General features: G+C 72.4%; 25 protein-coding genes and 1 pseudogene. 15 read left to right on the plus strand and 11 right to left on the minus strand.

Going from position 1 to position 20,907, the window contains the following annotated elements; all coding sequences use genetic code 11:
- On the plus strand, positions 1 to 671 hold a 671-nt coding region (locus tag F563_RS0120390), incomplete at its 5' end, for an IS5 family transposase (protein ID WP_026299756.1).
- Positions 672 to 761: 90 nt separating this feature from the next.
- Here F563_RS0120390 and F563_RS0120395 read toward each other — a convergent pair.
- Entirely contained in the window at positions 762 to 2,054 is a 1,293-nt protein-coding gene (locus F563_RS0120395) for an HlyC/CorC family transporter (RefSeq protein ID WP_019016546.1), read from the minus strand.
- Between the two features lie 108 nt (positions 2,055 to 2,162).
- Between F563_RS0120395 and aroQ the strand changes: the two genes are divergently transcribed.
- The 4 genes from aroQ to aat are packed head-to-tail and all read left to right on the plus strand — an operon-like array spanning position 2,163 to position 5,138.
- Positions 2,163 to 2,654 carry a type II 3-dehydroquinate dehydratase gene (gene aroQ, locus F563_RS0120400; RefSeq protein WP_019016547.1) on the plus strand — a complete coding sequence of 164 codons (492 nt, stop codon included), beginning with the start codon at positions 2,163 to 2,165 and terminating at the stop codon, positions 2,652 to 2,654.
- Entirely contained in the window at positions 2,651 to 3,109 is a 459-nt protein-coding gene (gene accB, locus F563_RS0120405) for an acetyl-CoA carboxylase biotin carboxyl carrier protein (RefSeq protein ID WP_019016548.1), read from the plus strand. The genes aroQ and accB overlap by 4 nt, the downstream gene beginning before the upstream one ends.
- A 2-nt stretch (positions 3,110 to 3,111) precedes the next feature.
- On the plus strand, positions 3,112 to 4,470 hold the full coding sequence (gene accC / locus F563_RS0120410; RefSeq protein WP_019016549.1) for an acetyl-CoA carboxylase biotin carboxylase subunit: 1,359 nt from the start codon (positions 3,112 to 3,114) through the stop codon (positions 4,468 to 4,470).
- Positions 4,467 to 5,138, plus strand: a complete 672-nt coding sequence (gene aat / locus F563_RS0120415) for a leucyl/phenylalanyl-tRNA--protein transferase (RefSeq protein ID WP_019016550.1) — start codon at positions 4,467 to 4,469, stop codon at positions 5,136 to 5,138. The genes accC and aat overlap by 4 nt, the downstream gene beginning before the upstream one ends.
- Positions 5,139 to 5,177: 39 nt before the next feature.
- On the opposite strand, the gene F563_RS0120420 is transcribed toward aat, so the two are convergent.
- Positions 5,178 to 5,831, minus strand: a complete 654-nt coding sequence (locus F563_RS0120420) for a hypothetical protein (protein ID WP_019016551.1) — start codon at positions 5,829 to 5,831, stop codon at positions 5,178 to 5,180.
- Positions 5,832 to 5,835: 4 nt separating this feature from the next.
- Positions 5,836 to 6,945 carry a hypothetical protein gene (locus F563_RS0120425; protein WP_019016552.1) on the minus strand — a complete coding sequence of 370 codons (1,110 nt, stop codon included), beginning with the start codon at positions 6,943 to 6,945 and terminating at the stop codon, positions 5,836 to 5,838.
- Positions 6,946 to 7,137: 192 nt separating this feature from the next.
- Here F563_RS0120425 and F563_RS24200 point away from each other — a divergent pair, with 192 nt between their 5' ends.
- The 4 genes from F563_RS24200 (at position 7,138) to F563_RS0120445 (ending at position 10,233) form a co-directional block, all read left to right on the plus strand.
- Complete coding sequence (locus tag F563_RS24200) at positions 7,138 to 7,740, plus strand: DUF4412 domain-containing protein (protein WP_019016553.1); 603 nt, start codon at positions 7,138 to 7,140, stop codon at positions 7,738 to 7,740.
- A 68-nt stretch (positions 7,741 to 7,808) separates the two neighbouring features.
- Positions 7,809 to 8,777, plus strand: coding sequence for a Bug family tripartite tricarboxylate transporter substrate binding protein (locus F563_RS0120435; protein WP_019016554.1), 969 nt, complete (start codon positions 7,809 to 7,811; stop codon positions 8,775 to 8,777).
- An 8-nt stretch (positions 8,778 to 8,785) separates the two neighbouring features.
- Positions 8,786 to 9,460, plus strand: a complete 675-nt coding sequence (locus F563_RS0120440; RefSeq protein WP_026299758.1) for a cyclase family protein — start codon at positions 8,786 to 8,788, stop codon at positions 9,458 to 9,460.
- Positions 9,457 to 10,233, plus strand: a complete 777-nt coding sequence (locus F563_RS0120445) for an SDR family NAD(P)-dependent oxidoreductase (RefSeq protein WP_019016556.1) — start codon at positions 9,457 to 9,459, stop codon at positions 10,231 to 10,233. The genes F563_RS0120440 and F563_RS0120445 overlap by 4 nt, the downstream gene beginning before the upstream one ends.
- Here the strand turns inward: F563_RS0120445 and F563_RS0120450 are convergent, their stop codons facing one another.
- Positions 10,234 to 11,067, minus strand: coding sequence for an NADPH-dependent oxidoreductase (locus F563_RS0120450; protein ID WP_019016557.1), 834 nt, complete (start codon positions 11,065 to 11,067; stop codon positions 10,234 to 10,236).
- Positions 11,068 to 11,189: 122 nt separating this feature from the next.
- On the opposite strand from F563_RS0120450, the gene F563_RS0120455 reads away from it, so the two are divergent.
- The 4 genes from F563_RS0120455 (at position 11,190) to F563_RS0120470 (ending at position 14,835) form a co-directional block, all read left to right on the plus strand.
- Positions 11,190 to 11,888, plus strand: a complete 699-nt coding sequence (locus F563_RS0120455; protein WP_019016558.1) for a dienelactone hydrolase family protein — start codon at positions 11,190 to 11,192, stop codon at positions 11,886 to 11,888.
- Positions 11,889 to 12,003: 115 nt separating this feature from the next.
- Positions 12,004 to 12,834, plus strand: coding sequence for a CoA transferase subunit A (locus tag F563_RS0120460; protein WP_019016559.1), 831 nt, complete (start codon positions 12,004 to 12,006; stop codon positions 12,832 to 12,834).
- Positions 12,831 to 13,577, plus strand: a complete 747-nt coding sequence (locus tag F563_RS0120465) for a CoA-transferase (RefSeq protein WP_019016560.1) — start codon at positions 12,831 to 12,833, stop codon at positions 13,575 to 13,577. The genes F563_RS0120460 and F563_RS0120465 overlap by 4 nt, the downstream gene beginning before the upstream one ends.
- A gap of 10 nt (positions 13,578 to 13,587) precedes the next feature.
- The gene (locus tag F563_RS0120470) at positions 13,588 to 14,835 is read left to right on the plus strand and encodes a CaiB/BaiF CoA transferase family protein (RefSeq protein WP_019016561.1); all 1,248 of its coding nucleotides are present in this window, start codon (positions 13,588 to 13,590) and stop codon (positions 14,833 to 14,835) included.
- A gap of 127 nt (positions 14,836 to 14,962) precedes the next feature.
- On the opposite strand, the gene F563_RS0120475 is transcribed toward F563_RS0120470, so the two are convergent.
- The 4 genes from F563_RS0120475 to F563_RS0120490 are packed head-to-tail and all read right to left on the minus strand — an operon-like array spanning position 14,963 to position 17,127.
- Complete coding sequence (locus tag F563_RS0120475; protein ID WP_019016562.1) at positions 14,963 to 15,313, minus strand: hypothetical protein; 351 nt, start codon at positions 15,311 to 15,313, stop codon at positions 14,963 to 14,965.
- On the minus strand, positions 15,306 to 15,566 hold the full coding sequence (locus F563_RS0120480; RefSeq protein WP_019016563.1) for a hypothetical protein: 261 nt from the start codon (positions 15,564 to 15,566) through the stop codon (positions 15,306 to 15,308). Before F563_RS0120480 ends, F563_RS0120475 begins: the two co-directional genes overlap by 8 nt.
- On the minus strand, positions 15,563 to 16,426 hold the full coding sequence (locus F563_RS0120485) for a CDP-alcohol phosphatidyltransferase family protein (protein WP_019016564.1): 864 nt from the start codon (positions 16,424 to 16,426) through the stop codon (positions 15,563 to 15,565). The genes F563_RS0120480 and F563_RS0120485 overlap by 4 nt, the downstream gene beginning before the upstream one ends.
- On the minus strand, positions 16,426 to 17,127 hold the full coding sequence (locus F563_RS0120490; RefSeq protein WP_019016565.1) for a phosphatidylserine decarboxylase: 702 nt from the start codon (positions 17,125 to 17,127) through the stop codon (positions 16,426 to 16,428). The genes F563_RS0120485 and F563_RS0120490 overlap by 1 nt, the downstream gene beginning before the upstream one ends.
- A 49-nt stretch (positions 17,128 to 17,176) precedes the next feature.
- Here F563_RS0120490 and F563_RS0120495 point away from each other — a divergent pair, with 49 nt between their 5' ends.
- Positions 17,177 to 17,605: a hypothetical protein gene (locus tag F563_RS0120495; protein ID WP_019016566.1), complete on the plus strand. Its 429-nt coding sequence runs from the start codon at positions 17,177 to 17,179 to the stop codon at positions 17,603 to 17,605.
- A gap of 3 nt (positions 17,606 to 17,608) precedes the next feature.
- Here the strand turns inward: F563_RS0120495 and F563_RS24205 are convergent, their stop codons facing one another.
- Together F563_RS24205 and F563_RS0120505 are read right to left on the minus strand one after the other, a co-directional pair.
- Positions 17,609 to 19,123: a LysM peptidoglycan-binding domain-containing protein gene (locus F563_RS24205; protein ID WP_019016567.1), complete on the minus strand. Its 1,515-nt coding sequence runs from the start codon at positions 19,121 to 19,123 to the stop codon at positions 17,609 to 17,611.
- Between the two features lie 81 nt (positions 19,124 to 19,204).
- Positions 19,205 to 19,945 (minus strand): hypothetical protein, encoded by a 741-nt coding sequence (locus tag F563_RS0120505; protein WP_019016568.1) that lies wholly within the window; start codon positions 19,943 to 19,945, stop codon positions 19,205 to 19,207.
- A gap of 91 nt (positions 19,946 to 20,036) precedes the next feature.
- On the opposite strand from F563_RS0120505, the gene F563_RS0120510 reads away from it, so the two are divergent.
- Complete coding sequence (locus F563_RS0120510; RefSeq protein WP_019016569.1) at positions 20,037 to 20,708, plus strand: cytochrome b/b6 domain-containing protein; 672 nt, start codon at positions 20,037 to 20,039, stop codon at positions 20,706 to 20,708.
- A 12-nt stretch (positions 20,709 to 20,720) separates the two neighbouring features.
- On the opposite strand, the pseudogene F563_RS0120515 reads toward F563_RS0120510, so the two are convergent.
- Positions 20,721 to 20,907, minus strand: a pseudogene (locus F563_RS0120515) (IS630 family transposase); the annotation flags it as partial.

Genomic DNA, 20,907 nt, shown 5'->3' on the forward strand with positions numbered 1-20,907 from the left:
TGGCACGAAGCGCGGGTGGCTGGCGGATGCTGCCGGTGCACTTCGGCCCATGGCAGACGGTCTACTGGTGGTTCCGCCGCTTCGTCCGGCGGCTGCTGTTCCGCACCATCCACGACGTGGCGCTGATGCTGGATCGCGAGGCGGCTGGCCGGGAAGCCAGCCCGACAGGCGGGGCGCTCGGAGACCGAAGGTCGGCCGAAGGCCACAGCCAGACGGTGAAGGCGCCGTTCGCCGCAGAGCGGGGTTACGACGGGGCCAAACGGATCGTCGGGCGCAAGCGCCATGTCGCCGTGGACACGGACGGACGGCTGCTGATGGTGAACCTCACGCCCGCCGACGTGTCGGACAGTGCTGGCGCGCAGACCATCCTCGACGCCATCCGCAAGCGCTGGCCGTGGCTGAAGCACCTGTTCGCCGATGCGGGCTACGACCGCACAAAGCTCATGGAAAAGGCCGCCTTCCTCAACTTCGTCGTCGAGATCGTGCGCCGCTCCGACACGGCAAAAGGCTTCGAGGTCATCCCGCGCAGGTGGGTCGTGGAGCGCACCTTCGGCTGGATGATCCGCTGGCGGCGTCTCGTCCGCGACTACGAGAAGCGCCTCGACGTGTCCGAAGCCATGATCCACGTCGCCATGAGCGCACTTCTGCTCCGACGCGTCGCCCATCCGTGATCCTCAAACGGACTCTGAGCGCATGCGCCTGCAACGGCCGCAGCCGACACCGCTCCCCGCAACGGCCCCAGGCCCAAATCCGACTGCCCGCTACCCCGCCCCCGCCTCCGCCCGCGGCGCGACGATCCGCACCCGCGCGATCCGCCGCCCCCGCACATCGGCTGCCGCCAGCCGGTAGCCCGCGATCTCCACCGCCTCGCCGCGCTTCGGCATGCCCTGCGCGGCCGCCATCAGCAGCCCCGCCACCGTCATCGCCTCGTCCTCGGGCAGGGCCCAGTCGAGCTCGCGGTTGAGATCGCGCACGCGCGTCTCGCCCGGCACCTCCACCTCGCCTGCGCCCCGCACGGCATCGGCCAGGATCTGCTCGCCCGCCTCCGTGATCTCGCCCACCACCACTTCGATCAGGTCGTGCAGCGTCACCAGGCCTTCGATCTGGCCGTACTCGTCCACCACCACCGCGAGATGCCGGCGCGAGCGGCGGAACGCCTGGAGCTGGTCGAGCAGCGGCCGCGTCTCCGGCACCAGGGGCGAAGGTTCCATCAGCCGGCGCAGGTCGAGCGCCGCCGCATCGCCCTTGGCGGCCGCCAGCGCCCGCAGTGCCGCCCGCGTCTCCACCACGCCGAGCAGGTCCCGCCCGCCATCGCGCCAGAGCGGCAGCCAGGAATGCCGGGTCGCGACCAGCCGCGCGGCGATCGCCTCCGGGCCGGCATCGGCGTCCAGCGCCTCGATCCGGCTGCGATGGGTCATCACGTCGGCGACGGTGAGATCGTCGAGCGCCAGCACGCCGCGCAGCATCCGCCGCTCCTCGACCGCGGCCGCGGCCTCGGCCGGGGTTTCCTCACCCTCGCCGTGCAGCGCGATCGCGCCCATCAGCTCCTCCTCGGTCTGGCCGCGCTCGCCGCCGACGCGCACGCCGAACCGCGCCAGGATCATCCGCACCACGGCATTGGCCGCCGAGGCGGGCGGGCCGAAGACCCGGTTCACGACAGCGAGCAGCGGCGTCGCCCGCAGCGCCGCCTGGTCGGGGTGCTGGATCGCCCAGGTCTTGGGCAGCACCTCGGAGACCAGAACCAGCGTCACCGTCATCGCGATCGAGGCGTAGAGCACGCCTTCCTCGCCGAACCAGGCGATCAGCAATCCGGCCGCGAGCGCGGTCGCCGTGGTGTTGACCAGGTTGTTGCCGACCAGCAAGGCGGCGATCAGCCGGTCCTTGCGCTCGCGCAGGGCGGCGAGCCGGCCGGCACGGACATCGCCCGAGCGGGCGCGGCGGGTGATGAAGGCGCGGGAGGCGCCGGTGAAGGCGGTCTCGGCGCCCGAGAAGAGGGCGGAGAGCACCAGCAGCACGACGATTGCGGCGATCGTCGCGAGTTCGAGCGCGGACATGGCCCTGTCGGCTTAGCGCACCCGGCCTTCGGGCGCGAGCGCGCGTTGCGGGGCCGCGCAAGTGCGTGCTAAGGCGCCCCACCCGTCAACCCCCAGGAATCCAAGCCCGTGGCCGCCCCCCTGGTCGCCGTCTACAACGGCCCCAACCTCAACCTGCTCGGCACGCGCCAGCCGGAGCTCTACGGCCGCACCACGCTCGCCGATGTCGAGGCGCTGTGCGAGGCGCGCGCGGCGGCGCACGGGCTCGCGATCGAGTTCCGCCAGTCCAACCACGAAGGCGAGCTGATCGACTGGGTGCAGTCCTGCCGCAACCGCGCCGCCGGGATCGTCATCAACCCGGGCGGGTTGAGCCACACCTCGATCGCGCTGCTCGACGCGCTGCTGGCGACCGACCTGCCGGTCATCGAGGTGCACGTCACCAACATCCACCGCCGCGAGGCGTTCCGGCACACATCGATCACCGGCAAGGCAGCCACGGGGATCATCGCCGGGCTAGGGCCCTCCGGTTACGGCTTCGCGATCGAGGCCATGGCGGGCCTGCTCGGGCTGATCGGCACCGGCCAGGCGGCGCCGCGGCGGATGGGGGGGACGGCGCGATGAAGCGGATCGAGATCGACGAGGAGGCGATCCGCCGCCTCGCCGGGCTGCTCGACGAGACGGGCCTCGCCGAGATCGAGATCGCCGAGGGCGAGAGCCGGCTTCGTGTCGCGCGCGCCCTGGCGCAGGCCACGGTGGTCGCGGGCCCCGCCGCCGCCGGCGCGCGCGCCGTCGCCCCGCCGGCCGAGCCCGCCCGGCCCGAGCCCGCGCCGGATGCGGCCCATCCCGGCGCCGTGACCTCGCCCATGGTGGGCGTCGCGTACCTCGCCCCCGAGCCGGGTGCCCCGCCCTTCGTCAAGGTCGGCGACACGGTCGCGCAGGGCCAGACCCTGCTGCTGATCGAGGCGATGAAGACCTTCAACCAGATCAAGGCGCCGAAAGCCGGCACCGTCAGCCGCATCCTGGTGGAGAGCGGCGCGCCGGTGGAGTACGGCGAGGTGCTGATGCTGCTCGACTAGCGATGTTCGAGAAGGTGCTGATCGCCAATCGCGGCGAGATCGCGCTCCGGGTGCATCGCGCCTGCCAGGAGATGGGCATCCGCACGGTGGCGGTGCACTCGACGACGGACGCGAACGCGATGCATGTCCGCCTCGCCGACGAGAGCGTCTGCATCGGCCCCCCGCCCGCGCGCGACAGCTACCTGAACATCCCGGCGATCCTCTCGGCCGCCGCGATCACGGGAGCGGACGCGATCCACCCGGGCTACGGGTTCCTCTCCGAGAACGCCGAGTTCGCCTCGATCGTCGAGCAGCACGGCATCGCCTTCATCGGCCCCTCGCCCGACCACATCCGCATGATGGGCGACAAGATCGAGGCCAAGCGCACCATGGCGCGGCTCGGCGTGCCGCTGGTGCCGGGCTCGGACGGGCCGGTCGACACGATCGAGGAGGCCGAGGCGGTGGCGCGGCGGATCGGTCCGCCGGTGCTGATCAAGGCGGCCGCCGGTGGCGGCGGGCGCGGGATGAAGGTCGCGCGCACGATCGAGGACGTGGCGGACGCGTTCCGGATCGCCCGTACCGAGGCCAAGGCCGCGTTCGGCAACGATGCCGTCTACATGGAGAAGTATCTCGATCGGCCGCGCCACATCGAGTTGCAGGTGCTCGCCGACACGCACGGCAACGTGGTGCATTTCGGCGAGCGCGACTGCTCGTTGCAGCGCCGTCACCAGAAGCTGGTGGAGGAGGCCGGCAGCCCCGCGCTCGATGCCGCCGAGCGCGACCGGCTCGGCGCCACCGTGACGGCGGCACTGCGCGAGATCGGCTACCGGAACGCGGGCACGCTCGAGTTCCTCTACCAGGACGGGCAGTTCGCCTTCATCGAGATGAACACGAGATTGCAGGTCGAACATCCCGTCACCGAGATGGTCTGCGGCGTCGATCTGGTGCGCGAACAGATCCGCATCGCCGCGGGCATCCCGCTCGGCTTCGGCCAGGACGAGATCCGCTTCAACGGCCATGCGATCGAGTGCCGCATCACCGCCGAGGACCCCGACACCTTCCTGCCGACCCCCGGGAAAGTGACCACCTATCACGCGCCGGGGGGCTTGGGCGTGCGCGTCGATTCGGCACTCTATGCCGGCTACACCGTGCCGCCCTACTATGACAGCCTGGTCGCCAAGCTCGTCGTCCATGGTGCGGACCGGGCGATGGCGCTGATGCGGCTTCGCCGCGCGCTGGAGGAGTTCGTGATCGACGGCATCGCCACGACGCTGCCGCTGCATCGCCGGATCGTCGAGGACGCGGAGTTCGTCGCCGGCGACTACACGATCCATTGGCTGGAGCGCTTCGTCGCGCGCGGCCCGGAACCGGAGAACGCATGACGCGCCACGGGGCGGGCCTGACCGAGATCACGCCCGACCTCGTGCTGCGCGCCTACCGGGCCGGGCTGTTCCCGATGGCCGAGCGTCGCGACGGCGAGCGGCTCTACTGGCTCGATCCGGAACTGCGCGGCGTGCAGCCGCTCGATGCGTTCCACCTGCCGCGGCGGCTCGCGCGCACCGTGCTGTCGGACGCGTTCGAGGTGCGCTGCGACACCGCCTTCGCCGAGGTCATGCACGGCTGCGCGGCGCCCACGCCGGATCGGCCCGAGACCTGGATCAATCCCGAGATCGAACGGCTGTTCGGCGCGCTGCACGTGATGGGACACGCGCACTCGGTCGAGTGCTGGCAGCAGGGACGGCTCGTTGGCGGGCTCTACGGCGTGGCACTCGGCGGCGCGTTCTTCGGCGAGAGCATGTTCTCGGCCGCGCGCGATGCCTCGAAGGTCGCGCTCGTGCATCTGGTGGCGCGGCTTCGGCTCGGCGGGTTCCGCCTGCTCGACACGCAGTTCGTCACCGAACATCTCGCCCGCTTCGGTGCGATCGAGATTCCGCGCGCCGAGTATCGCCGCCGGCTTCTGGTCGCGCTCGAGGCGCCGGCGCGGTTCCTCGCCGACCCCGATCCGGCGATGCTGCGCGCCGAGATCCTGGCGCTGCGCGCGCGCGACTGATCCCGGCCCGGCGCGGACAGGGATCAGCGCGCTTCGGGGCTACGGCCTGATCTCGCCGGCGAACCAGGTGCCGGCCTCGACCCAGCCATTGCCGGAGCCGCCCCAGCCCTGGTTGACGTAGAACCAGCGGTCATAGACCTCCTCGGTCCAGCAGAAGATGAAGCAGCGGCGGATGGTGCGGCGCTGCCACGCATAGCCGTAGGCGACCGGGTAGTGGTTCAGCCAACCGGTGCCGATCACCGCCGGCGTGCGCCGGTCGCGGATGGAGTTGCGCGCATACTCGCGCAGCCGCCCCTCGTGCCAGCCCACACTGTTCCAATGCGCATCAAGCCGGGTGTAGGTGCGGCCGCTCAGATACGACCGCGCCCCCGGCATGTTCCAGGGGAAGGTCGCGCCCGAGCCGAACGCGCAGAACGTGCCGATCTGGCCGCGCAGCTCGCGGATCACAGTGCGCACGCCCTCGGTCATCGAGAGCGGTGCGATGTCGTTCGCCCCGCGCCCGCCATCGCGCCGGTAGAGGCCCCAGCGCCCGGCCCAGTACGCGTTGCCGGTCTCGGCCTGGCGGTCGCCCCAGGCGAACAGGATCGCCCAGGCGACCCCGCCGCAGCCGACCGCGCAGCCGGCATGCTGGAACTGGTTGTAGAGCGGCTGCGCGCCATGGCCGCCGGCCGCCCAGTAGTAGGTCCAGCTCATCGCCTCACTCCTCGCACTCGATCAGGCCGTCGCGCGACCGATCGGCCTTGGTGTTGGACGGGACATCGCGGCTGACGACGAAGAAGCGCAGCATCTCCTTCGTGCCGTCGGCGTAGCTGGCCGCGACCTGGAGATCGAGCTCCTGCGGCAGCGAGAGCGGGCTCGCCGTCAGCACCAGCACCGGCGCGCCGCCGGGGGTCTCCTCGACGCTCGCGCGCACATGGCGCGCGCCTTCGCCGGTGATCTCAAGCTTCGCTTCGTCGAGCAGCGCGACGCGATGCGTCGTGCCGGCGAGGATGCCTTCGCCGAAGCGCGCGACCGCCTCCTCGGTCTCCCACACGCGCGCGGCGCGGTCGCGCAGATGGTCGAGCATGGGCCCGAACGCGTCGGCGTAGCGCTTCTTGAAGTCGGCCCAGCCATCGGGCTCGGCCGTCGCGAGCTGCGGTGCGTCCGGGCCGCTGGTCTTGACCTCGTGGCGCGCGTTCTCGGCGCCCTCGTCGGTGCGCTGCTCGCCGAACGGCGTGGCGATCGCGCCGGAGATCGCGCCGGCGTACCGCTCGAGCCGATGCGGCAGGCCGACGATCAGCGACGGGATCTGCCCGAGCTGGCCGACCAGCCTGCCGTTCGCGTCCTCCGCCGCATAGGCAAGCGCGTCGAGCCGATAGAGCCGCGCCGGCTCGGCCCCCATCTCGCCGTCCTTGGGGCAGAACCCCTCCTGACGCTGCATCACCGCAACGCTCGGTGGCGCCTGGTCGAGGCTCCAGTGCGGGATCGGCAGGTCGTGCCGGCCGTTCGTGACGATGACGAAGCCGCGTGCGGCCATCGTCCCCGCGCCCGGCGCTGTCGGCGCGTCCTTCCCGCCGCAACCGCAGTCGCCTCCCTTGGCGAGGCCGCGCGTCGCCAGCCGCAGCGCGGTGCCGCCGCCACGCCCGCCCATCACGGCGAACTCGTAATAGGCGACGCCGTCGATGTCGGGGCGCTGGATCGGCACCACCGTGTCGGCAAGACGCGCGTCCTCCATGCCGCTCATCAGTTCGGTGCCGCGGAGCGATTCGAGGTGCTGAGCCGCGAGGCGCCGAACCGGCAGCGGGACGTCCTTGATGGACATGCGCATGCTCGGTCTCCTCTGTTCGGGCGTGGCGCGATCGTTGCCGACCCGGATCGCTCTCGGCAGTCGGTCATTGCGCCATCGGAAGCCTATCGCGCGGCTTCGGTCGGAGGGTGTGCGCGGCTTCACACCGCGTCGCGGTTGACCCGTTCCCGGTGATCCCGGCAAGGTGCGCACTCCTGATTCCGGAGAGCCCCGATGCGCCGAACCGCCCTGCTGCTCACGCTCGCGCTCGTCTCGCCCGCCGCCGCCCAGGAGCCGCCGCGCGTGCCGACGCGCGACTACGCGGCCACCTACACGATGACCGGGTTCGGCGCCGAGGCGCCGAAGACCATGGAGATGTCCTTCAGCGCGGCGACGAAGCGCCAGCGCGTGGACATGGCCGACGCCGGACAGAACATCTCGATGATCATGGAGCTCGGCGGGTCACGCATGTGGGTGCTCCAGCATGAGAGCCGCATGGCGATAGAGCTCTCGGGCGGCGCCCCGGGGGACAGGGATGTGCCGATCAGCCGGTTCGACAAGGACGTCAGGCTCACCCGCGTCGGCACCGACCGGGTCGTCGGCCTCGCCTGCACGGTCTACCGCGTCATCCGGGAGGGCAAGCCGCAGGGCACGGCCTGCGTGACCGAGCACGGCATCATGCTGCGCGGCGAGTTCGAGGCGGACGGCGAGGGCGGCACGATGGAGGCGACGCGCGTCAGCCTCGACCGCCAGCCGGCCGAGCGGTTCGAGGTGCCGCCCGGCTACCAGACGATGCAGATGCCGGCGGTGCCGAGGGGACAGCCGCCGCGGCGGTAGCTGAAACTCCCTTGCACGCGCCGCGCCAAACCCTACGGTGCGCGCAACGACGGCAAGGGAGAGGGTCCATGCTGATATCGCGTCGCGCCACGCTGCTTGCGGGCGCCACACTTGCGGCGCCCGCGGTCGGACGCGCGCAGGCCTGGCCGGGCGAGCGGCCGATCCAGATCATCGTCCCTTTCCCGCCGGGCGGCGGCACGGATGTGAACATCCGGGCGATGGTGCCGCATTTCGAACGGCACCTGCGCGGCGCGCGTTTCGTCGTGATGAACCGTCCGGGCGCCGGCGCGGAGATCGGCTACACCGCGATGGCGCAGGCCGCACCGGATGGCCACACGATCGGCACCGTCATCACGCCGAGCCTTCAGACCATCACCATCGAGCGCCAGCCGCGCTACACGCTCGACGACTTCGCCTTCCTCGGCAGCGTGGTCGAGGATCCGTCCGCGTTCCAGGTCGCGCCCGACAGCCCGTTCCGCACGGTCGCCGATCTCGTCGCCTTCGCGCGCGCCAATCCGGGCGCGGTCTCGGTCGGCACGGCCGGGATCGGCTCGGACGATCATCTGCTGATGATCGGGCTGGAGCGCGCGGCCGGCATCCGGCTTAACCACATCCCCTTCGCGGGCCAGGCGCCGACGGTCACCGCGCTGCTCGGCGGGCACATCCAGGTCGCGTCCATGAACATGGGCGAGAGCATGAGCCTGATCCGTAGCGGACGAGTGCGCCCGCTCGCCTCGGCCGGGGCCGAGCGCTTCCCGATGACGCCCGATGTGCCGACCTTCCGCGAGGCGGGCTATGCGCTCGACACGCGCGTGGTGCGCAGCCTCGTCGTGCCGGCCGCGACACCGCAGCCGATCCGCGAGCGGCTCGCGGACATGCTGGCGGCGACGATGCGCGACCGCGCCTGGATCAGCGAGGCCGAGCGGCTGGAGATCCCGCTGCGCTACCTGAACGCCGAGGACACGCGCGCGCTGGTGTACCGCGAGGCCGAGGCGCTGCGCCGGCTCTGGGCCGAGCAGCCCTGGCGCGACCAGTGACGGCGGCGATGCGGCGCCTGATCGACCTCTCGACGCCTGTGCGCACGGGGCATTTCCGCTGGCAGGTCGAGCGGCGCTTCGTCAAGACGCACGACTCCGGGGCCGGCCAGGCGACCTGGGCGGGCTGGAACGTGCACGCCTTCACGCACATGGACAGCCCCCGACACGTCGATCCCGAGGGGTTCACGACCGACGCGATCACGCTCGACATGACGGTCGGGCCCGGCGCGGTGGTGGACGTCTCTGCCGTCCCGGCGAACAGCCCGATCGAGCGCGCGGTGCTGGTGGAGGCGGGCGCCCATCTCCGCCCCGGCGACATCGCCCTGATCCGCGCGCGCTGGGACGAGCGCGAGAGCCTCGACACGCCGGGGTTCTGGCTGAACGCGCCCTGGATGACGGCGGAGGGCGCGATCTGGCTGCGCGAGCGCGGCATCAAGGCGGTCGGCTTCGACTTCCCGCAGGATCGCTGCATCCGCTTCTTCCTCACCGGCCAGCCGCGTCCGCCGCTGCCGGAGCACGTGACGCATTACCACCTGCTGAGGCACGGCATCATCATGTTCGAGTATCTCTGCAACATGGGCGCACTGAAACAGCCGCGCAACGAGGTGTTCGCGCTGCCGATCCGCCTGCCGGACTCCGACGGTGCGCCGGCCCGCGTGATCGCGATCGAGGACGCGGCGTGAGGCTCGCGGGACGCGCCGCACTCGTCACCGGCGGCGGGTCGGGGATCGGTGCGGGGATCGCCGAGCGGCTCGCGCGCGAGGGGGCCGCGGTGCTGGTCGCCGACATCAAGGCCGAGGCGGCCGAGCGGGTCGCGGCCGACATCACGGCCTCCGGCTTCGCTGCGGCACCGTTCCGCATGGACGTGACGCGCGAGGCCGACTGCGAGGCCGCGGTCGCGGAAGCCGAGGCGCGATTCGGGCCGCTGCGCATCGCCGTGTGCAATGCCGGCATCACCGACCGCAGCCCCGTGCTCGAGATCGCCTTCGAGACCTTCGAGCACATCGTGCGCACCAACCTGTTCGGCTGCTTCCTCTCCGCCCGCGCGGCCGCACGCGCGATGGTGCGTGCCGATCCGCCAGGCGGGCGGATCGTCACCGTCTCCTCGGTCTCGGGCCAGTTCGGCGGCACCGGCCGCGTCGCCTACGGCGCATCGAAGGGCGGGATCGAGATGCTGACCAAGGTGCTGGCGGTCGAGCTCGCCGGGCACGGCATCCTGGTGAACGGTGTCGCCCCCGGGCCGACCCAGATCGCGCGCACCAGGCACGGGCCGCGCCAGCGCGCCGCCTTCCTCGACCGGATGGCGATCAAGCGCTACGGCACGCCGGCCGAGATCGCCGGCGCGGTCGCGTTCCTGTGCAGCGACGATGCCGGCTTCGTCACCGGCCACATGCTGAACGTCGATGGCGGCTTCGCCGCGACCGGCGTGATGTACGACCCGAAGGACGGGGATTGATCAGTCGAGCCGGAAGCCGAGCCCGTTGAGCGCCTCGCGCAGCCGGTCGCGGCCATGCAGCGCGGCGCGCGTCCGCACCCGCCCGGTGGCGCGCGCCGACCAGCGCTCCTCCGGCAATCCCTGGCTCACCTGGAACGCGGCGAACGCCGCGTCATAGCACGCGACCGCCTGGCGCTCGCCGTCGGTCGAGTACTGCTCGCGCGACAGCACGGCTTCGAGCGCGAGCCGCGGCTTGATCGCTGCCGGCGCGGTCTCGTCCGGGTAGCCGACGCAGAGCCCGAACAGCGGCATCACATGCGGCGGCAGCGCGAGCTCGCGCGCCACCGCGGTGATGTCGTTGCGCAGCGCGCCGATATAGACCGTTCCGAGGCCGAGCGATTCGACCGCCACCACGGCGTTCTGCGCCGCGAGCGCGGCATCGACCATCGCCACGATCAGCATCTCGACATAGCGCAGCGCCTCGGCCTCCAGCCCCTGCGCCTCGGCCACGCGTTCCAGCCGCGAGAGATCGGCGAGCCAGACCAGGAACAGCGGCGCCTGGACGATGTGCTTCTGGTTGGACGCGACCGCCGCAAGCCGCACCTTGCGCGCCGGATCCTCGACGGCAACCACGCTCCAGGTCTGCAGGTTCGAGGAGGTGGCGGCGGATTGCGCTGCGGCGATCGCCGTCTCGAGCGTGCCCTCGGGCAAGCGGTCGGGACGATAGGCGCGCACCGAGCGGTGGTTCAGCAACGTCTCGACCACGCTGTTCCAGCGCAGCCGCACCTCCGGCGCGGAGGCGCCGTAGCGGGCCGCGAGCAGGGCGGCGGCGGGATCGTCGGTCTCGGTCAGCATGCGGGCTCCTGTCGGCTTTCCCGCAGGTGGGGTCCGGCGCCGCTGCGGCAAGGGCGGCCCGGCGGTGGCCTGGCGCGCACATGGCGGATATGCTCCGCGCCGCGCAGGACGGAGGAGGATCGATGACCGAGATCAGCATCAAGGCGGCGGACGGTTCGGGCGCGTTCTTCGCCTATGTCGCGCGGCCGAAAGCAACGCCCGCCGGTGCGGTGGTCGTGATCCAGGAGATCTTCGGCGTCAGCCCGGCGATGCGCGCGATCACCGACGCGATCGCCGATCAGGGCTTCATCGGCGTCTGCCCCGACCTGTTCTGGCGGCTCGAACCACGCGTCTCTCTCACCGACAAGACCCAGGCGGAGTGGGACAAGGCCTTCGCGCTGCTCAAGGCGTTCGACCAGGACAAGGGGGTCGAGGACCTGAAGGCCACGCTCGCCGCGGCGCGCCGCCTCGAAGGCTGCAATGGCCGGGCGGGCACGATCGGCTTCTGCCTCGGCGGGCGGCTGGCGGCGCTCATGGCGATCCGCTCGGACGCCGACTGCAACGTCTCCTATTACGGCGTGATGCTGGAGGGGTTGGCCGGTGAGCTTCGCCATGCCGCGAACCCACTGCTGATGCATATCGCCGAGAACGACAAGTTCGTCTCCAAGGAGGCGCAAGGCACGGTGCTGGCCGCGGTCCTGCCCAACCCGCGTGTCGAGGCGCATGTCTATCCGGGTGTGGATCACGCCTTTGCCCGCGTGGACGGCCAGCACTGGGACGGACGGGCGGCCGCGATCGCCAACGGGCGCACGGCCGCGTTCCTCGCACGCTGGCTCGGCTGACGCGGGCTGCGCGGCGAGCTCGGCCGGATCGTCGCCGAGCTCAAGGCAGCCTGACCCCGCGCGGCCTTCCGCCGGCGCCCGGCACGGTGCAGGATGCCGGCGGGAGGACCGCCGCATGACCGTCCCGCTCGACAGCCTCGACGCGCTGGCCGCGCGCGTCTCCGACGGCGCCTTCGTGGCACTGCCACCGGACAACTCGCTCTGCCCGGTGAGCCTCGTGCGCGCGCTGATCCGCCGCGGCGTGCGCGACCTGCATCTCCTCGGCGTGCCGATCTCGGGCTTCGCGACCGATCTCCTGATCGGCGCGGGCTGTGTGCGGTCGCTGACCACCTCGGCGGTGACGCTTGGCGAGGCGGGGCTCGCGCCGCGCTTCACCGCGGCGATGAAGGCGGGCTCGCTGCGCCTCACGGACGCGACCTGCCCGGCCGTCCACACGGCCCTCCAGGCGGCCGAGAAGGGCGTGCCCTTCATGCCGCTGCGCGGGATGATCGGCACCGACCTGCTGCCCCAGCGTTCCGACTGGAAAGTCATCGACAATCCGTTCGCGGACGCGCCGGACCCGATCGTGCTCGTCCCCGCCCTCGTGCCCGACCTCGCGCTGATCCATGCCGCGATGGCCGACCGTCACGGCAATGTCTGGGTCGGGCGGCGGCGCGAGCTCGCCACCATCGCGCATGCCGCGCGCGCCACGCTGGTCACCGCCGAGCGGATCGTCGAGGGCAACCTGATGGAGGATGAGCGGCTCGCGCCCGGTGTGATCTCGTCGCTCTACGTGTCGGCCGTGGCGGTCGCCGAGCGCGGCGCCTGGCCGCTCGGCCTGCTCGACCTCTACGGCGCCGATGCCGCGCATATCGACGCCTATGCCAAGGCGGCGCGCACCGACGAGGGGTTCCGCGCCTATCTCGCCGCGCATGTGCTCGCGCCGATGCCGAAGGCGGCGGAATGACCGTCGCGCGCGAGGAACTGCTGATCGCGGCGATCGCCGACCTGATCGCCGCCCCGCATCCGCACCCGGTGCGCCATGCCGCGGTCGGCGCGGCGAGCCCGATCCCGGCGCACGCGGTGATGCTGGCGCGCCATCGCGGACACGATGTGCGCCTGAGCCTGCTCCAGCAGCGCGTCGGCAATCCGTTCACCGAGGGCGCGCGCGAGCTGTTTGATCTCGCCGGCCAGGGACGCATCGACCTGTTCTTCCTCGGCGGCGTGCAGATCGACGGGCAGGCCAACATCAACCTGATCGGCACCGGCACACCGGCCGGATCGTCGGCGCGCCTGCCGGGCAATTTCGGCTCGGCCTTCATGGCCTTCACCGTGCCGCGCGTGATCCTGTTTCGCGAGGAACACTCGCCGCGCGTGCTCGTGCCGACGGTGGACTACGTCTCCGCCCCGGGCGTGTCGCCGCCGGGGGTGTTCCGGCGCGGCTCGCCGCAGGCGCTGGTGACCGGACGCTGCGTGTTCACCTTCGACGCCGCGCGCGCCCGTTTCGCGCTCGCCTCGCTGCATCCGGGCGAGACGCGTGAGAGCGTGCGCGAGGCCACCGGCTTCGACTACGACGAACCCGACGCTGTCCCGGAGACGCGCGGCCCCTCCGAGTCCGATCGCGCCGCGCTGGCGGGGCCGATCCGCGCCGCACTCGAGGACACCTATCCGCAGTTCTGCGCCCGCGTGTTCGGCGCGCGCGCGGCGTAAGGAGGCACCCATGCTCAGCCCAGGCGCGCTTGCCGGCCTCAAGATCATCGACCTCACCCGCGTGCTCGGCGGGCCGTACTGCACCATGGTGCTGGCCGATCACGGCGCCGAGGTGATCAAGATCGAGCCGCCGCAGGGCGATGAGGTGCGCGACTGGGGCCCGCCCTTCCACGCGCATGACGACGGCACGCGCGACGCCAGCTATTTCATCGGCGTCAACCGCAACAAGAAGTCGATCGGGCTCGATCTGGCGCAGCCGGACGCGCGCGCGGTGCTGCTGCGGCTGCTCGACGGCGCGGACGTGCTGATCGAGAACTTCAAGCCCGGCACGATGGAGAAATGGGGCATCGGCTACGACACGCTGAAGGCCAGGTTCCCGCGCCTGATCCACTGCCGCGTCTCGGGCTTCGGCGCCGAGGGGCCGCTCGGCGGCTTCCCCGGCTACGACGCGATCGTGCAGGCGATGGTGGGCCTGATGAGCATCAACGGCACGCCGGAAACGGGGCCGGTGCGCCTCGGCACGCCGATCGTCGATATCGGCACGGGTCTGTTCAGCGCGATCGCGATCCTGATGGCGGTCTATGAGCGCGCGAACAGCGGCCAGGGCCAGTTCATCGACATGACGCTGCACGACTGCGGCATGGCGCTGCTGCACCCGCACGCGGCGAACTTCTTCCTCTCGGGCAAGCGGCCGGTCGCCACCGGCAACCCGCACCCGAACCTCGCACCCTACGATACGTTCCGTACGCGCACCGGAGACATCTTCATCGGCACCGGCAACGACGCGACCTTCCGCAAGATGTGCGGCCTGCTCGGCCGGCCCGAACTCGCCGAGGATGCACGCTTCCGCACCAACGCCGACCGGCTGGCGAACCGCCCCGCCCTCTCGGCCGAGGTGCAGGCGATTGTGGCCGAGGAGGACGGCACCGAACTCTGCACGCGGCTGCTCGCGGCCGGGCTGCCGGCCGGGCCGGTGCGCTACTTCGACGAGGTGGTGGCCGAGCCGCACACGGCGGCGCGCAACATGATCGCCGAGATCGGCTGGTACCGGGGGCTGAACACGCCGATCAAGTTCGCCCGCACGCCCGGCGGGGCGCGCGAGGCACCGCCGCGCTTCGGCGCGCACGGCGCGGAGGTGCTGCGCGCGCACGGCTTCTCGGACGAGGAGATCGCGGCGCTGAAGGAATCGGGCGTGGTGGTGGAACGTCGCCGCGGTGCGGCGCCCAAGCCTGTCCAGCAGCCGAAGGCGGCGGAGTAATCATACCCGGCTGCCAAATGCTCAATCTTTGGCGGCCGGGCACCGCGCGTGGGGCTGGTGGGGCGGCCACGCGCGAACGGAACCCGAAGGACCGGCCTGCCGTGGTGAAAGCCTCGGCAGGCCGGTATCAGGCGACCATTGCGGCCAGGCGCGGCGCCGCGATCGCGGCGATCAGCAACAGCAGCAGCAGCACCCAGAGATAGGCCTTGCTCGGCTTCTCGGCGAACTGCGCGGCGACCTGCGCGCGCAGCCGCTCGACCTCGGCCTTGGTCGCGGCCGCGGGCACGGTGGCGTCGATCCGCGCGATCATCGCCTCGATGCGCGCGAGCATCGCCGCGATGTCGGCGACCTCGCGTTCGAGCTGATCGACGCGCGCACCGAGATCGTTGGGCAGCAGCGGCGCGCCGCCGTTGCCCACCCGACGCTCGATCTCGCGGATGCGCTGGCGCAGCAGGCTGAGATCAGGCCCGTCAGCCATGCGGCCCTGCCTCCAGAAGGTCGATCGACGCTTCCAGCTCCTTGGCCAGCCCGCGAATCGCGAATTGCGCCGCCTGCATGTGCTCTTGATGCGTCCGCAACGCGGCGGGATCAAGCCTTTCCCCGGCGGCAAGCCGCAGCACCGCCTCCGTCACGATGGTCTGGGCGGCGTTCAGGTTCGCGAGCGCCTCGGCGATCCGCGTCATGGTGTGCATCAGCCCGATCGCGAGCCGGCGCGTCTCCGCCTCGGTCATGCCGTGCGCCTTTCCTGCGGCTCGTCGCCGGCGCCGGGCAGCTCGGCCTCCGCCTTCAGCCGCCGGTAGCTGCGCACGCCGAGCGGGATCAGCGCGGCATAGATCACGCCCGCCGCGGCAAGCCCGGCCCAGGGCTCGCTCACCAGCAGCGCGACATAGAGCCCGGCACCGAGCAGCAGCGGCAGCACGTATTCCTGCGGCACCTTGAAGTTCTTGAAGCTCCAGGTCGGCAGCGTGCTGACCATCAGCGCCGCGACCGCCAGCAGCACGGCGGCGGAGAGGATCGGGTGCCGCGCGATGTCGGCGAGCATCGCCACGCCATGCGCCTCGGCCTGGAGGAACAGGAACAGCGGAAACAGCGCGAGCCCGGCGGCTGCCGGCGCCGGCACGCCGGTGAAGAAGTTGTAGGCGTAGGCGGGCCTGGGCGCGCCGTCGATCGCGGCGTTGAAGCGCGCGAGCCGGAGCGCGGTGCAGACCGCGTACATCAGGCAGGGCGCCCAGCCGAGCCCGCCCCAGACGGAGAGCGTCCAGAGATAGAGCACCAGTGCCGGGGCGACGCCGAAGCAGAGGAAGTCGGCCAGGCTGTCGAACTCGGCGCCGAAGCGCGAGGTCGCCTTGAGCAGCCGCGCGATCCGCCCGTCCAGACCGTCGATCACGGCGGCAATGACGATCGCGATCGCGGCCGCCTCCCAGCGCTCCATCAGCGCGAAGCGGATCGCCGTCAGCCCGGCGCACAGCCCCACCAGTGTCATCAGGTTGGGGATCAGCCGGTTGAAGGAGAGGCCGCGGAAGCGCGGGCGCGAGCGGCGGCGGATGCGCTGGCGCCAGCGCTCGACCGCGGGGGTGAGCGGCGGGCGCATCAGACGAGCTCCGCCGTCCGCGCGGGTTCGGAGGACGCGAGATCGGCCATCACGGTCTCGCCGCCGACCATGCGCTGGCCGACCGCGACCAGCGGCGCCGCACCCTCGGGCAGGTAGAGATCGACCCGGCTGCCGAAGCGGATCAGCCCGATCCGCTGGCCGGCGCGCAGCGTCTGCCGCTCCTCGATCTCGCAGACGATCCGGCGCGCGATCAGCCCGGCGATCTGCACCACCGCGACCGTGCGCCCGTCCGGCCGCTCGATCGCGATGGCGTTGCGCTCGTTCTCCTCCGAGGCCTTGTCCTCGGCGGCGTTGAGGAACTTGCCGGGATGGTAGGCGATCGCCTTGACCGTGCCCGCGCAGGGGGCGCGGTTCACGTGCACGTCCAGCACCGACAGGAAGGTCGCGATCCGCACGCGCGGCGACGAGCCCAACGCGAGTTCGGGCGGCGGCGACACGGTGGCGATCGACACCACGCGCCCGTCGGCCGGCGCGACCAGCAGCCCCTCGCGCGTCGGCACGGCGCGGTCGGGGTCGCGGAAGAAGAAGGCGCAGAACAGGGCCGCCGCCATGCCGAGCCACAGCAGCCCCGACCAGAGGAAGCCGCCGACGAGCCCCGCCGCCGCGGCGCCGACGATGAACGGCAGGCCGGCACGGTGCGGCCGGGCGAAGACCGAGGCGGTGGTGTCGAGCAGGCTCATGGTTGCGGCGTTATAGATCGCTTTACGCCGGCGCGGCATAGAGCAGGGCATGATCACCGCCGCACGCGAACTCGGCCGGCTCGGGCCCTTCCTGGTCGATCGGGACGGCGTGCTGCACGCCTGCGACGCGTCGCGCCCGGCCGGCTTCGGGTTCCGCTGGCGCGGGCGGCGCATCCGCGCCGAGCTCTGTGCCGATGCGCGGCTCAGGCTCTCGGTGCTCGCCGGCCACGTCCCCTTCACGGCCGAGGCCGCGCCGCTGCGTCCCCGCGTGTTCGCCGCTCTCGCGGCCCTGCGTGCCGAAGCCGACAAGGGCTGGCAGGTCGCGCTGACGCCCGGACACGGCGTCGTGGTCGAGGCCGTCGAGGAGCTCGGCGCGCCGGCGACCGTGAGCCGGCTGATCGTGGCGGCGACGCGCTTCGTGCTGCGGCTCGCCCCCTGCCTCGACCTGCTGGACGAGGCCGGCGCCCGCCCCGCCTGAGGGTCAGCCGCCGCCCGCCGCGCCCGGCAGCACGAAGATCTGGCCCGGATAGATCAGGTCCGGATTGCGGATCTGCTCGCGGTTCGCCTCGTAGATCACCGTGTAGCGGATCCCCCGCCCGTAGGTCTCGCGGGCGATCCGCCACAGCGACTGGCCGGGCTGGACGATGACGCTGCCCTCGCGCAGGCCCTCGGGTGGCGTTTCGGCGCGCTGGAACGGCACCTGCACGCGCGCGGTGACACGCCCGTCGGGCGCGACCTGATCCGCCCGCAGCGCCTGGGTGCGGCCGGGCTCGATCGGCGCCGCGGGCGCGAGGTTCCAACGCCCTTCCGCGTCGGCGCGCGTGTCGCCGAGATGCTGGCCGTCGAGGTAGAGCCGCACGGACTCGCCCGGATTCGCGCGGCCCGCGAAGCTGACATCCCCCCCGGGACCGTAATCCACCGCATCGACCGAGACGCCGCCGGGCGGACGTCCCTGCGGCGGGGCGACGGCGGTCGGCCGCGCCGGCTCGAGCGTCGGCGCGGCCGCCACCACGGCCGGCGCGGGTGGAGCCGCCGTAGCGGTGGGCGGTGGCGGCGCAGGTGACGCGGTGATCGGCGCCGACGCCGCGGACGGGCCCGATGCGGAGGGGGAAGGGGTGGCGAACACGGGTGCCGCCGGTGCGGGCGTGCCGGGACGCGCTGGCGGCGACGCCGCCTCGGACAGGGCGGCGGCGGCCGCCGGCGGCGCGGCTGGCCGATCCGGGGCCGCGGGCGCGACCGGCGCAGGGGCCGCAGCGACGGGCGGTGTCACCGGCGCCGTCGGCACGGGTGCGGCGACCGGAGGCGGCGGCGCAGCAACCGCCGCGGCAGCCGGCGCCGGGGCGGGTGCCGTGGCCTGCTGTTCCGATGGCTGGGGCTCCGCCACCGGCGCGGCGGGCGGGGGGGCGTCGGCACGCGGCGCCTGCAGCACCTGCAGCGCGCCGCCGGGCTCGCGCGGCGTCAGCAGCGCGATCGGCGGCGGCGCCGCACCGGGCGCGAGCGGCCGGCCGGCGACATCGCGGTCGCGCTCGGGCACGACCAGGACGACGGCCGACGCCGACTCCCAGACCGAGCCGTCCGTGTTGCGCGCGCGCAGCGAGAGTTCGCGCCCGCCCGGCGACATCGGGCCGGACGGCACGAACACCCACTCGCCGCGATCATCGGCCTTCACGCGGCCGATCTCGCGCGGCCCGTCGAGGATGACGATCTCGGCATGCGGCGCGGCCCGGCCGGCCATCACGGCATCGCCGCGCGCGTTCACCCGGACGATGTCGAAGCTCGGCCGCGGCGGCGGGGGCGGTGCCACCTGCGCGGGCGCCGCCTGAGGAGCGGCGGGCGCGACCGGAGCGGCGACGGGCGCGGCCGGCGGCGCCTGCGCCGGGCCGCGGGTCAGATCGGAGACAAGTCTCGCAAGGTCCCTGTCACGCTCGCCGAGCGCCATCCACACGGCGCCGAGGATCGTCAGCAGGCCGAGAAGACCGACCACATACGGTCGCATGGTCCCCCGTCCGCCCTTTTTACTGTTGATACATCTGAATCTTTAGTCTCTGTGCCGCGTCGCCGCAATGCACGGCTGCGTTCAGGACCGGCTCTCCTTGCCCTGGTCGGGTAACGGCAGCGCCAGCACCAGAAGACCGAGCAGCGCTGCCGCGAGCACCGTCGTGTTCGGCCAGGCGAGCCCGGCGGCGACGGCCGTGCCGGCGACCCCGGCGGCGAGCGGCAGTGTGCCGGCATCGCCGATGCGCGCGTCCTCGCGCCCCGCGACGCCCAGGGCCGTGCCGAAGGCGGCGGCCGCGACGCAGGCGGCGAGACCGGCGAACAAGGCGGGCGCGCCGGCAAGCGAGAGGCCCACGGCCAGCACGGCACCGGCGGCCGCGCCGCGCCAGGCCGGCTGGACGCCGCGGTCGCGCCGCCACTGCGCGAGCGCGAGCGCGAAGGCCCCCGCCACTCCAGGAGCAAGCAGGGCGACGCGCGTCAGGTCGGCGGGAGTGCGCGGCGCGCCCAGCATCCACCACGACGCCGGCAGCGCGAGAGCGACCAGCAGCACGGCCTTGCCGCGGGCGCCGGGCTGCGCCGGTTGCAGCACCAACCCGACCAGCGCCGCCGCCAGCACCAGCCAGGGCAGGCGCTCGGGCAGCATGCGCGGCGTCACGATCATCACCCCGAACACGTCGAACAGCCCGGCGAGCAGGCCGAGGGCCGCCGCCATCCCCGCCATCGCCGGCGCGGGCCGCATCAGCAGTGTCGCGACGAGCGCGACCGCGAAGGCGAGTGCCGGCGACCGCCAGGGCCCGAGCAGGGCGATCGCCGCCTCGATCATCGCCTGCGTGCCCGCTCGCGCAGAGGTGCGCTCATCGCCGCGCCGCGCCCCGGCTATCGTCACGCCCGCTGAACGGCGGAAGGAGCAGCGGATGCGCGGCGAGGGCGATGCGACCGTGGAGACCAAGGTCTGGGACCTGCCGACCCGGCTGTTCCACTGGGCGCTCGCGCTGACCCTGGTCGGCTCGTTCCTGACCGTGCGCGCGCACGACATGCGGCTCCATGCCCTGTGCGGCTACACCGCGCTGACGCTGGTGCTGTTCCGCATCCTTTGGGGACTGTTCGGCAGCGAGAGCGCGCGCTTCGCGTCGTTCCTGCGCGGCCCCGGCGCGGCGATCGGGCATCTGCGCGCGCTGCTCGGGCGCCGGCCCGATCACGAGACCACGCACAACGCGCTCGGCGGCTGGGCCGTGCTGCTGATGCTCGCGCTGGTGCTGGCGCAGGCGGTGACCGGCCTGTTCGCCAACGACGACATCCTGTTCCGTGGCCCGCTGTTTCCGCTGGCCGGCAAGGAGATGTCGGACCGGCTGACGACCTGGCACTACCGCATCTCGGATCTGCTGCTGATCGTGGTGATCCTGCACGTGGTCGTGGTGCTCGCCTACCGAGTCGTCGGCCACCAGTTGATCGAGGCGATGGTGACCGGGATCAAGCGTCTGCCCGCAGGGACGCGTGCACCGCGGCTGGCCGGACTGGCGCCGGCGGCGGGTGCGCTTGCGATCGCCGCCGGCACCGTCTGGGCGGTCGTAAACCTGCTCGTCTAGAGCCTGATCCATTTACGGTGAAGCATAGCCTGCGTGCCGGAAGTAGTTGGCGCATTCGGTGGGTGAGAACTCGCCGAGCAGGGCGCCGATGCGGTGCCATACGGTGGCGATGGATCGCTCGTCGGCCTTTCGCAGCAGGGTCTTGAGCTTGGCGAACATCATCTCGATCGGGTTCAGGTCCGGGCTGTAGGGCGGCAGG

The organism is Elioraea tepidiphila DSM 17972, from assembly GCF_000378465.1.
Lineage (GTDB): Bacteria > Pseudomonadota > Alphaproteobacteria > Acetobacterales > Acetobacteraceae > Elioraea > Elioraea tepidiphila.

What these genes read in the sequence shown, in the direction of transcription:
- F563_RS0120395 (WP_019016546.1), bottom strand. Translation starts at nt 2,054, where the DNA reads ATGTCCGCGCTCGAACTCGCGACGATCGCCGCAATCGTCGTGCTGCTG.
- accB (WP_019016548.1), top strand. Translation starts at nt 2,651, where the DNA reads ATGAAGCGGATCGAGATCGACGAGGAGGCGATCCGCCGCCTCGCCGGG.
- accC (WP_019016549.1), top strand. Translation starts at nt 3,112, where the DNA reads ATGTTCGAGAAGGTGCTGATCGCCAATCGCGGCGAGATCGCGCTCCGG.
- aat (WP_019016550.1), top strand. Translation starts at nt 4,467, where the DNA reads ATGACGCGCCACGGGGCGGGCCTGACCGAGATCACGCCCGACCTCGTG.
- F563_RS0120420 (WP_019016551.1), bottom strand. Translation starts at nt 5,831, where the DNA reads ATGAGCTGGACCTACTACTGGGCGGCCGGCGGCCATGGCGCGCAGCCG.
- F563_RS0120425 (WP_019016552.1), bottom strand. Translation starts at nt 6,945, where the DNA reads ATGCGCATGTCCATCAAGGACGTCCCGCTGCCGGTTCGGCGCCTCGCG.
- F563_RS24200 (WP_019016553.1), top strand. Translation starts at nt 7,138, where the DNA reads ATGCGCCGAACCGCCCTGCTGCTCACGCTCGCGCTCGTCTCGCCCGCC.
- F563_RS0120435 (WP_019016554.1), top strand. Translation starts at nt 7,809, where the DNA reads ATGCTGATATCGCGTCGCGCCACGCTGCTTGCGGGCGCCACACTTGCG.
- F563_RS0120440 (WP_026299758.1), top strand. Translation starts at nt 8,786, where the DNA reads ATGCGGCGCCTGATCGACCTCTCGACGCCTGTGCGCACGGGGCATTTC.
- F563_RS0120450 (WP_019016557.1), bottom strand. Translation starts at nt 11,067, where the DNA reads ATGCTGACCGAGACCGACGATCCCGCCGCCGCCCTGCTCGCGGCCCGC.
- F563_RS0120455 (WP_019016558.1), top strand. Translation starts at nt 11,190, where the DNA reads ATGACCGAGATCAGCATCAAGGCGGCGGACGGTTCGGGCGCGTTCTTC.
- F563_RS0120460 (WP_019016559.1), top strand. Translation starts at nt 12,004, where the DNA reads ATGACCGTCCCGCTCGACAGCCTCGACGCGCTGGCCGCGCGCGTCTCC.
- F563_RS0120465 (WP_019016560.1), top strand. Translation starts at nt 12,831, where the DNA reads ATGACCGTCGCGCGCGAGGAACTGCTGATCGCGGCGATCGCCGACCTG.
- F563_RS0120470 (WP_019016561.1), top strand. Translation starts at nt 13,588, where the DNA reads ATGCTCAGCCCAGGCGCGCTTGCCGGCCTCAAGATCATCGACCTCACC.
- F563_RS0120475 (WP_019016562.1), bottom strand. Translation starts at nt 15,313, where the DNA reads ATGGCTGACGGGCCTGATCTCAGCCTGCTGCGCCAGCGCATCCGCGAG.
- F563_RS0120480 (WP_019016563.1), bottom strand. Translation starts at nt 15,566, where the DNA reads ATGACCGAGGCGGAGACGCGCCGGCTCGCGATCGGGCTGATGCACACC.
- F563_RS0120485 (WP_019016564.1), bottom strand. Translation starts at nt 16,426, where the DNA reads ATGCGCCCGCCGCTCACCCCCGCGGTCGAGCGCTGGCGCCAGCGCATC.
- F563_RS0120490 (WP_019016565.1), bottom strand. Translation starts at nt 17,127, where the DNA reads ATGAGCCTGCTCGACACCACCGCCTCGGTCTTCGCCCGGCCGCACCGT.
- F563_RS0120495 (WP_019016566.1), top strand. Translation starts at nt 17,177, where the DNA reads ATGATCACCGCCGCACGCGAACTCGGCCGGCTCGGGCCCTTCCTGGTC.
- F563_RS24205 (WP_019016567.1), bottom strand. Translation starts at nt 19,123, where the DNA reads ATGCGACCGTATGTGGTCGGTCTTCTCGGCCTGCTGACGATCCTCGGC.
- F563_RS0120505 (WP_019016568.1), bottom strand. Translation starts at nt 19,945, where the DNA reads ATGATCGAGGCGGCGATCGCCCTGCTCGGGCCCTGGCGGTCGCCGGCA.
- F563_RS0120510 (WP_019016569.1), top strand. Translation starts at nt 20,037, where the DNA reads ATGCGCGGCGAGGGCGATGCGACCGTGGAGACCAAGGTCTGGGACCTG.